At 66.3% G+C, this 8139-nt stretch carries 10 protein-coding genes and 2 pseudogenes; 5 read left to right on the top strand and 7 right to left on the bottom strand.

Annotated elements, in window-relative coordinates:
* Positions 1-165: 165 nt before the first annotated feature.
* A complete protein-coding gene (locus tag MET2598_RS39235; RefSeq protein WP_157182169.1) occupies positions 166-897 on the bottom strand; it encodes a sulfite exporter TauE/SafE family protein in 732 nt (243 codons plus the stop codon).
* A gap of 245 nt (positions 898-1142) precedes the next feature.
* On the opposite strand from MET2598_RS39235, the gene MET2598_RS41125 reads away from it, so the two are divergent.
* On the top strand, positions 1143-1334 hold the full coding sequence (locus MET2598_RS41125) for a hypothetical protein (RefSeq protein ID WP_157182168.1): 192 nt from the start codon (positions 1143-1145) through the stop codon (positions 1332-1334).
* Between the two features lie 318 nt (positions 1335-1652).
* Here the strand turns inward: MET2598_RS41125 and MET2598_RS0115440 are convergent, their stop codons facing one another.
* From MET2598_RS0115440 to MET2598_RS0115430, 3 genes are read right to left on the bottom strand one after another with little or no spacing between them, the layout of a single operon-like run.
* The gene (locus MET2598_RS0115440; protein ID WP_026190743.1) at positions 1653-2819 is read right to left on the bottom strand and encodes an MFS transporter; all 1167 of its coding nucleotides are present in this window, start codon (positions 2817-2819) and stop codon (positions 1653-1655) included.
* 46 nt (positions 2820-2865) lie between these two features.
* Positions 2866-3543 (bottom strand): MgtC/SapB family protein, encoded by a 678-nt coding sequence (locus tag MET2598_RS0115435; protein WP_018261453.1) that lies wholly within the window; start codon positions 3541-3543, stop codon positions 2866-2868.
* Positions 3544-3598: 55 nt separating this feature from the next.
* A complete protein-coding gene (locus MET2598_RS0115430; RefSeq protein WP_018261452.1) occupies positions 3599-3859 on the bottom strand; it encodes a PepSY domain-containing protein in 261 nt (86 codons plus the stop codon).
* A gap of 162 nt (positions 3860-4021) precedes the next feature.
* Between MET2598_RS0115430 and MET2598_RS0115425 the strand changes: the two genes are divergently transcribed.
* Positions 4022-4540: an NUDIX hydrolase gene (locus MET2598_RS0115425; RefSeq protein WP_442918994.1), complete on the top strand. Its 519-nt coding sequence runs from the start codon at positions 4022-4024 to the stop codon at positions 4538-4540.
* Between the two features lie 81 nt (positions 4541-4621).
* Positions 4622-5419, top strand: coding sequence for a hypothetical protein (locus MET2598_RS36585; RefSeq protein WP_018261450.1), 798 nt, complete (start codon positions 4622-4624; stop codon positions 5417-5419).
* A 310-nt stretch (positions 5420-5729) separates the two neighbouring features.
* On the opposite strand, the gene MET2598_RS0115415 is transcribed toward MET2598_RS36585, so the two are convergent.
* Positions 5730-5948, bottom strand: coding sequence for a hypothetical protein (locus MET2598_RS0115415; protein WP_018261449.1), 219 nt, complete (start codon positions 5946-5948; stop codon positions 5730-5732).
* A 1302-nt stretch (positions 5949-7250) separates the two neighbouring features.
* Positions 7251-7679, bottom strand: coding sequence for a recombinase family protein (locus MET2598_RS42805; RefSeq protein ID WP_018261448.1), 429 nt, complete (start codon positions 7677-7679; stop codon positions 7251-7253).
* On the opposite strand from MET2598_RS42805, the gene MET2598_RS43395 reads away from it, so the two are divergent.
* Complete coding sequence (locus MET2598_RS43395) at positions 7678-7815, top strand: hypothetical protein (protein ID WP_018261447.1); 138 nt, start codon at positions 7678-7680, stop codon at positions 7813-7815. The genes MET2598_RS42805 and MET2598_RS43395 overlap by 2 nt on opposite strands.
* Here the strand turns inward: MET2598_RS43395 and MET2598_RS43390 are convergent.
* Positions 7771-7896 (bottom strand): annotated as a pseudogene (locus tag MET2598_RS43390) (recombinase family protein); the annotation flags it as partial. The gene MET2598_RS43395 and the pseudogene MET2598_RS43390 sit on opposite strands and share 45 nt — an antisense overlap.
* 68 nt (positions 7897-7964) lie before the next feature.
* Between MET2598_RS43390 and MET2598_RS41120 the strand changes: the two are divergent.
* A pseudogene (locus tag MET2598_RS41120) lies at positions 7965-8139 on the top strand (IS5/IS1182 family transposase); the annotation flags it as partial.

Raw genomic sequence — 8139 nt, 5'->3', positions numbered from 1 at the left:
CACATCTCAAACAGCGCGCGTCAGACGCCAAACGGCGGCGGCAGCGCCGGACGCCAAGCCGGGCCAGCCGTCAGCCAGCACGCACAAAAACGCAACTGTAATGCTAAAGTTAGCCCTTACTCTTCACGTTCTCCTGCTGTAGGCAGGGCGGCCTTCTCTCGCTAGTTAGCCCACAAGCATCGCGCCGGAAATCAGAAGAAGCGACAAAGAAGCCTTCCTCGCCTTATTTTCACTAATTCTTCTGAATAGAGATATGCCCACAACTGCACCGGCTGCCGCCGCTGGAGCTCCCTCGACCGCAAATTTCATCAACTCGTGAGACAATTTGCCTCCCACAAGATATATTATGAAAGCCGCGATCTGCATGAATATAATAAATGGTTGCGTCAAGGCTCTTCTTTTCTCTTTAGAAAAGCCCTGCATATCGCACCAGATGGTCGGCAGTGCTCCCGGCATCGCAGTTATGGCACCAACAAATCCGCCTAGTAATCCAACGTATGTCGCCATAGATCTGTGGCTTAGCCACCGATAGCTAAGCGACGATGGTTTACACAGCATATAAGCGCTATACGCAGATACGAAAACGCCGAATATGATACGGAACAGATGCTGATCAAGGGCAGAGTAGGCAACATACCCAATCGGCAAACCAAAACACCCACCGCATATCAAACCCACACTCGCTCTCATGTCGAAATCTAATCTCAGCTTAAAATAACTTACCGCCTGCGAAAACAACGAACAGAACATCATCAAAGGAATTGCGACACTAGATGGATATAAATGAAGCAGAATGACACCCGCTATCGCTGAAAAAGCAAATCCGGTCAGGCCCGATACTACCCCGCCGCAGAACAGCGCGCAAAGGATAGGAAGGTCGATTCCACTCAGAATCACTCTATTAGACCCGTGCATATACCGATCAGTCGTGCGTACCTTCGATAGATGAGCTTGACATCATCCAAATGATGTACTGATTAGACCGGTTTTCCTGTGTAGCTTTGTGGTCACACAAGGCGCACATAGATGCTAGTTATTCTTATCCATCGACGCAGGGGTGTGATCGGCCGCACGGGACAGCCATTAACGAAGTCTTACCTGAATCGAGGCAGGCTGTCTGTTTCTCCCATGAGGGGAGCCACATGGCGCAGATCCGCATCCTCGACCCGCTGAGCGGTCGCGTCATCTTGGTTGATCTCCCGCTGCCCGCTGCTACGCGTTCCGCTCCACGCCCCGCCGAAGCCGTTCGAGAGCAGCGTTCAGGCCCGGTGCAGGGCGCGACGGCGCCAGAGAAGCCGCAGGCGGTGCCGCCGGGCGTCGTCCCGGCAGCTTGAAGAGGCTTCAGAGCCGGATTGATGGGCGACAGCGGCGCGGCCGACCTAGAGGGCCGTGGACGGGCGCGGCGGTGCGGACGGGGGGGAATGGGACGGCGGGCGGCAGAACGGGCGCCACGGGCCGCCTGAACCGGTTCGGGATGTGGGTCGCCCGCACCGCGTCCGCGTACCGGTTCATCGAGGCGAGCTCGTCGGGCGCGAACAGGGTCTGGGCCAGCCCGTGCCCTTGCCGCCCGTGAAGGCCCGGATCCGCTCGGCCCAGGGGCCGGCGGGAAGTAGCGCCATTCGTGTAAGGCGGGCGTATGGAACCAGGGTTCCTCAGTGCACACGCCACAGTGCGCCGACGAGGCCCATGTTGAGGAGCGTGAGGACGACCAGCAGCGACAGCGTGACCGAGGCGCCGCCCTGTGCCAGCACCACGGCCCCAAGCGAGGGTGCTAGTGCTTGCGCCACCAGGTTCGGCAAGGCCAAACGCCCAAGCAATGGCGCGTAGCGGACCGGCCCGAATAGCGCGAGCGGCAGGGTACCCCGCGCGATCGAATAGACCCCATTGCCGGCGCCGTAGAGCACCAGGGCGAGGGCCACGATCGAGACCCCCGCCCACAGCAGCAGCAGGCCGAGGGCGATCAGGCCCATGGCCGCCGTCAACGTCCAGATCGGATGATGCCGGCCCTTGTTGGCCATCTCGATCACGCGGGCCGCGACCTGCGACGGGCCGACCAGCGCGCCGAGCGACACCGCCGTGGCGAGAGAAGTCCCCTGCGCCTGCAGCAGGTTGAGGAGGTGCACTGAGACGATCGCTGTAGTGGCCCCACCCAGGGTCAGGATGCCGGCCAGCAGCATAAAGGCCCGGCGCTCCCTGGACGACAACGGACCATTGCCCGCCGGATCGGTGGCGATGTCCGCGCCCGGCAAGGGCGGCGGGGCTGGCAAGACGAGCAGAACCAACGGCAGCGCCAGGGCGAGCAGCAGGCCGGCGTAGGCGAAGCAGGTGCCTCGCCAACCCAGCTGCGCGACCAGGAAGGCCGAGAGCGGCCAGCACACCGTGCTGGCGAACCCGCCCCACAAGGTCAGCGTCGAGATTGCCGGCCTCGCGCCCGCGCCGTAGAGCCGCCCGAGGGTGGCGAAGGCGGCGTCGTAGAGCCCTGCTGCCATGCCGGCACCGAGGATCAGCCAGCCGAGGAAGAACACCGGCAGATTGGGCGCGAGGCCGAGCACAAGCAGTCCGAGCGCCAGCACCACTGTGGCGAAGGCCAGGACCGGCCGGCCGCCGGCTTGGCCGATGGTGCGGCCAACGTGGGGCGAGACCAGCCCCGAGACCAGCAGGCCGGCCGAGAGGCTGCCGATGATCCACGGCAGCGGCCAGCCGGTGTCTGCCGCGATCGGTGGCGCCAGCACGGTCAGCAGGTAGTACGAGGTGCCCCAGGTCAGGATCTGCACCACGCCCAGGGCGGAGATCACGACCGCCCGCGGGCGCCTTCTCATGTCGTACGGCCCCGCCGGCGGGAGGGCTGTCGTGAGCGCGCGGCGCTCAAGCCACCTCCGTCTCAACGCTCACGACGCCCGGATGCTGGCGCAGGCGCTCCGCGATCGCCTCGACGCTGCGCTGCGACAGCCGCACGAAAGTCACCGTCACCTCGTCGAGCCCCTCCGACCCGGACTGGCGCACCACGAACTGCCTGATGCGCGAGGAGCGCTCGCCCGTGACCTCCTGCAGCACGTCGATCGACATCTCGCCCGTGCGCGCCACCAGCCGCAGCGGCCGCGCCTGCAGCCGCGCCTGGTAGTGCTCCTCGATCGGCTTCACGCCGGCCAGGATGATCAGCATGACCAGCGTCGCGGCGAGCGCCGCCACGTAGAGCCCGCCGCCGACTGCCAGCCCCACCGCCGCCACCGCCCACAGGCTCGCGGCCGTGGTCAGCCCCCTCACCACCTCGCCGCGCAGCAGGATGGTGCCGGCGCCGAGGAAGCCGATGCCGGAGACGACCTGCGCGGCGACGCGCGAGGGATCCAGCACCACGTTCTGCTGGCCCATGATGTCGGAGAAGCCGAAGGCCGACACGATCATGATCAGGCAGGCGCCGACGCAGACCAGCATATGCGTGCGCAGGCCCGCGGCCCAGAGCAGCCGCTCGCGCTCCAGCCCGACGAGACTGCCGAGCAGGGCCGAGAGGGCGAGCCGGGCGATGATCTCGATGTTGCTCAGCATGACCGGCCTCCATCGTTCCGTCAGGCCTGCCCGCCTGCTCCTGAACCGACCGTCCTTACTCCGCCTTGCGGCTGCGGATCTCCAAGGTCACCGGATCGAGCTTCAGGTCGAATTTCTTGCCGCTGGCGTCGACGGCGTCTTCCACCTCGATCATGCCGTCGTCCAGCTCGATCTCCTTCCAGGTCGTGAACCCCTGCTGGCGCAGCAGCGCTTCGACCTTGGCGGCCTGCTCGGGCGGCACCGGCGTGTCGGCCGCGGCCGCCGCGATGAACGGCACGGCCAGCACGAGGAGGGCGGGGACGAGGACACGGCGCATGGTGGTTCCTCCTTGCTCGTGGGAACAGGGTGCCGATGGTTAGCCGGCTTGTCTATCTGCTGACCGGTTCCACCACATCGGGGGCTGCTGCGCTCGGCTGTGCCGAGCGCTCGGAACGAAGGTGGGCCCTGAGGTTTGCCGCCCTGTGGTCGTGAGCTACCCGTGCCGAAGCGCAAGCCGCCATCGTCCGCCACGAAGCCGAAGAAAGCCGTTCCACTGAAGAAGGGCGCGGCGCGGAAAAGCGCGGAGCAGGTGGCGGCCCTGCCAGTGCGTCAGGCCGAGGACGGCAGCCTGGAGGTGCTGCTGGTGACCTCGCGCGAGACCCGGCGCTGGATCCCGCCGAAGGGCTGGCCGATGAAGGGCCGCAAGCCTCACCGGGCTGCGGCCATCGAGGCGCGGGAGGAGGCCGGCGTCACCGGTCAGATCAGCAAGACGCCGGCCGGCCACTACACCTACGACAAGCGGCTGCCGGACGGCAGTGCCGTCCCTTGCCGAGTGGCGGTCTACGTGCTGACCGTCACAGGGGAGCTGCCCAGCTGGCGCGAGCAGGGCCAGCGCGACGTGCAGTGGGTCAGCAGCGAGGCTGCGGCCGTCCTGGTCCATGAGCCCGAACTGGCCGCTCTGATCCGCGACCTCACTTGCCCAATGGACGCCGCGGATACGGTCGTTCCCGAGGCGTGAGGCAGCGCCCCAGGGCTGGACAGGGCACCACGGCCGTCGTCTCCTGGTACCGACAACGACAACACACGGGGAGGCACCATCATGCGCGGGCGGATGATCTACGGGGCGGCTCTTCTCTGCACGCTGCTGCCCCTCGGGGCCGGGGCGCAGACCGCCACGAACCTCACTGCCCTGCAGGGACTGGCGCCGGTCAGTGCGTTGACCCGCACCGCCGAAGGACGCGCGGCGCTGACCGCCAACCTGCGGGTGACCGGCGACATCCAGTCCGGTGCCCTCGCGCAGCCGCTCCTGCTGCCGTTCGCCGAGCAGCGGCAGCTCGCACTGCGCGACTGCTTCATCACCGACGGTAACGCCGCCGAACTCGCGGACGGGCTCGGTAGCCGGCTCGGCGAAATCTATCAGGCCAGGGCCCGCTACGCGGACTACAAGACCTTCACGAACGTGACCCAGACGGTCGCCGACCTGCTCGGCTACACCAACAACGTCGCCAAATCGGACTCCAATTCCGGCAAGTACTTCTTCGGCAACGGCACCACGAACGGCAAGAACCCGGTCTCGGAGGCCGCCTCATCGATCTTCGCGTCGCGCGACGGCAGGCCCGACGTGTTCGGCAAGGCCTACGACCGTCCGGCCGGTAGCCAGGGCGCTGACGCCAACGGCAATTCCCGGCCGTTCCAGACCCTGCAGGCCCTCTTCGCCTACCGGGGCGCCGACTATTTCGGCCGGCCGTCCCACAGCCTGGACTGGCTGCGCGGGCCGAACCAGAACCTGACGGACAGCCCCTCCTATCCGAGCGGCCACACCACCTACGGTAGAGACTCGCTCGAACGAGTCGAACCAGCCCGAGTTGGTTGGGCTGATACGAGTGTCAGGAGATGAGGTCCGAACAGACGCCCGGCGGCACGGGACAACCGCCGGGCGTTCTGCTGTCGTTAGCACTTCGTTAACCATCCTAGATCACGCTCTTACCTGCCGGGCTAAACATCCAGCCGGCACGGCGGTGGCCCGGGATCACCTCGTTCTCGCTGTGCAGAGATCCCGGGTCGTCGTCCCTTCTATTCGAGACCGACCTCGCTCCCCGGCGAGGGCGAAGGTAGCGACCACCTGACATCCCCGATCCAGCGGTCGGTCGTTGCAGCCAGCGGCCGGGCTCCACCCGCAGGGAGCCCGGCCGCCGCACCTGTTCGACCTAGTCTGTCTCGCCCCGCCACATTTCCAGCAACTCCTGCCCATGCCAGAGCTCAACCCGGTGCGTGTGCGCGTCGTCGCGTGTGCGGCAGAGGTCGACCGCCGACGCGAACCGGATCTGGGCAGCCTCTGGCGTCTGCACGGTCTCAATGATGACATCCTGCCCGTCCCGGTAGGTTAGGACCCGGAACGGCGGGTTCTTGAGGGTGTCGGCTTCCATTGTGCCTCCTGCCCCCCTGCGGCTGTGCAAGTACTGCACCCGAAGCGGAGCAGGAGTCTGCACCGCGTGTTAACCGCAACGCGCGAGCTTGACAGCGAGCCGAACAGGGTGCCCCGACCCGGCGAGAGCGGCGGCTACGTCCGACCTGTCGTGGTCTCCGCTCCTCTCCATTCCGAGATCGGCCGCTCTCGTCGTCACAGATCCGAGCGGGCGAAGGCAGCGACTGGCGACCGCCTTTGAGCCTGTGGCGGGCTGGTCGCTGTAGCTGGCGGCCGGGCCCATTGTGAGTGCGGAGCCCGGCCGCCGCACCTCCAGGCGACCAGCCCGCCATGGGACCTCGCGGGCATGGCGGCTTGCGCGGACCGGCCCAGGGCAAACTGATTGGGGACGTGCCTTACCCGCTCCGACTGGACCAACGAGAGTGTCACGGCGGCGCGGGGCGGTGTTGATCTGGCTCAAGCGCCACCCAGTGCATCCGAAGCTGATGATGCCGAAAATACCTCTGCCATTGAGCGGCAGCCGGCCTCGGCGGTGTTGGCGATGTACCGCGAGCGCGCAGGCCGAGCGGATTGGTCAGATCCGCCCTCATTGCTGCTGCGCGCGGCAAATCACCACCACCGCTTCGGCGATTTTTATCAAGTGATCGCGCGCTGCCAAGTCTACTCTACATCGTATGATTGTTTATTTGCGGGAGACCGAGTCTGCGCTCGAGGAGCGAGCGCCCGGTGCGGGTCCTGAACCCCGGCCGGGTGTTCTGCTGTCTGCCCTCACGCTACCAGGATCGACGAACCTTATCCATGCAGCGCGCGTTGGGGTCAAAAATCCACCTCGTGAGGTATCCAATGCGCTCGATCTCGACAGCCCTCCTGGCAGCCCTCGCCATCTCGGCCGCGGGTGTCGCCTACGCTCAAACGGCCGCGCCTCCCGCTTCAGCGACCACGGGCACTGTCGGCCGGACCCCTGGCACGACGGGGACAGCCCCGGATGTGACTGTTGCCCCCGGCGGAACCGGTGCGTCCCAGATCAGCTCTGACCCAGCTGCGGGCAGCAACGCGGGCCAGCCTTCCCGCCCGGTCCCGCAGGGAAGCGGCGGCGGTGGTGGCGGCGGTGCTGGCGGTGGTGGCAAGTAGGCGCTCCTCCACTCGCCAGACGCACGAACGCCCGGCGAAGGGGTCCAATCCTCGCCGGGCGCTCGCTCTTCAGCCAACAACCGATTTCATCACGGCGAAAAACCAACCCTCGGCGCTCGCGCGTGGTTCCTCGTCGCAAAGAGGAGCCGGCGCGGGGATGGGCCCGGCCGGCTCAGTGTTGATGAGGCTGGGTGCCGGGGTCGAACCCGACAACACAGGTTAATGGCGCCATCCCCCTTGTCGTTCCCGGGGCTGCATTCCAGGCCACCCCTCCCGCCGTCCTCGCCAGAACACGGTTGACCTGGACCGCCGACCACGATCCGCCCCGAGCGGTCGGGATACCGCGATGGTTCAACTCGCCAGCAATCTCCCGGAGGCTGGTAGCGCCGCCGGCCCGGATGTCCTCCAGGATCGGCGCGAGATCGGCTGCTCGGCTGTCCGCCTTGGCCTTCACCACCTCGGCGCTCCTGGCACGGTCCTGATCGGTGGGCAGGACGCCTCGGAAGCCACCCATCTTCACACCCCGGGCCTTCGCCGCCGCCAGCGCCGCCTTCGTGCGGGCGCTGATCATCCGCCTCTCGGCCTTGGCGACCACGGCCATGATCCCGATCGTTAGCTCCATTCGCCTCGGGCATATCGACGGCGACGAAGCGCAGCCCCATCCGCTGGAGGTCGCGCTGGAGGGTAAGGAGGAACACGCCGTCTCGGCTCAGTCTGTCCAACTTGGCGACGAGTAGAGTGGCGCCTTGCACGCGGCAGAGGCGGAGCGCCTGGGCGAGCTTGGGCCGGTCGTCGCGTCCGCCCTTCTCAATCTCCACGAACTCCACCGAGGCTGTGTGAAAACGTGAGGGTTTTTGATAGTCTCTGCCTGACGGTGGAGGCTGGTATGGCGCGGTTTGTTTGGGGTGCGGATCGCCATCAAGTCACGCTGCTGCCGAACCGGTTGGACGACTAGGTGTCCGAGGACAATCCGGTGCGCGTCGTCGACGTGTTCGTGGACGAACTTGATCTTGCGGCTCTGGGTTTTGACGGTTTGATGCCGGCCGCGACGGGCCGGCCCG

Source organism: Methylobacterium sp. WSM2598, assembly GCF_000379105.1.
In the GTDB taxonomy this organism is placed as follows: domain Bacteria; phylum Pseudomonadota; class Alphaproteobacteria; order Rhizobiales; family Beijerinckiaceae; genus Methylobacterium.
This window is presented reverse-complemented; position numbering and strand designations above follow the sequence as displayed.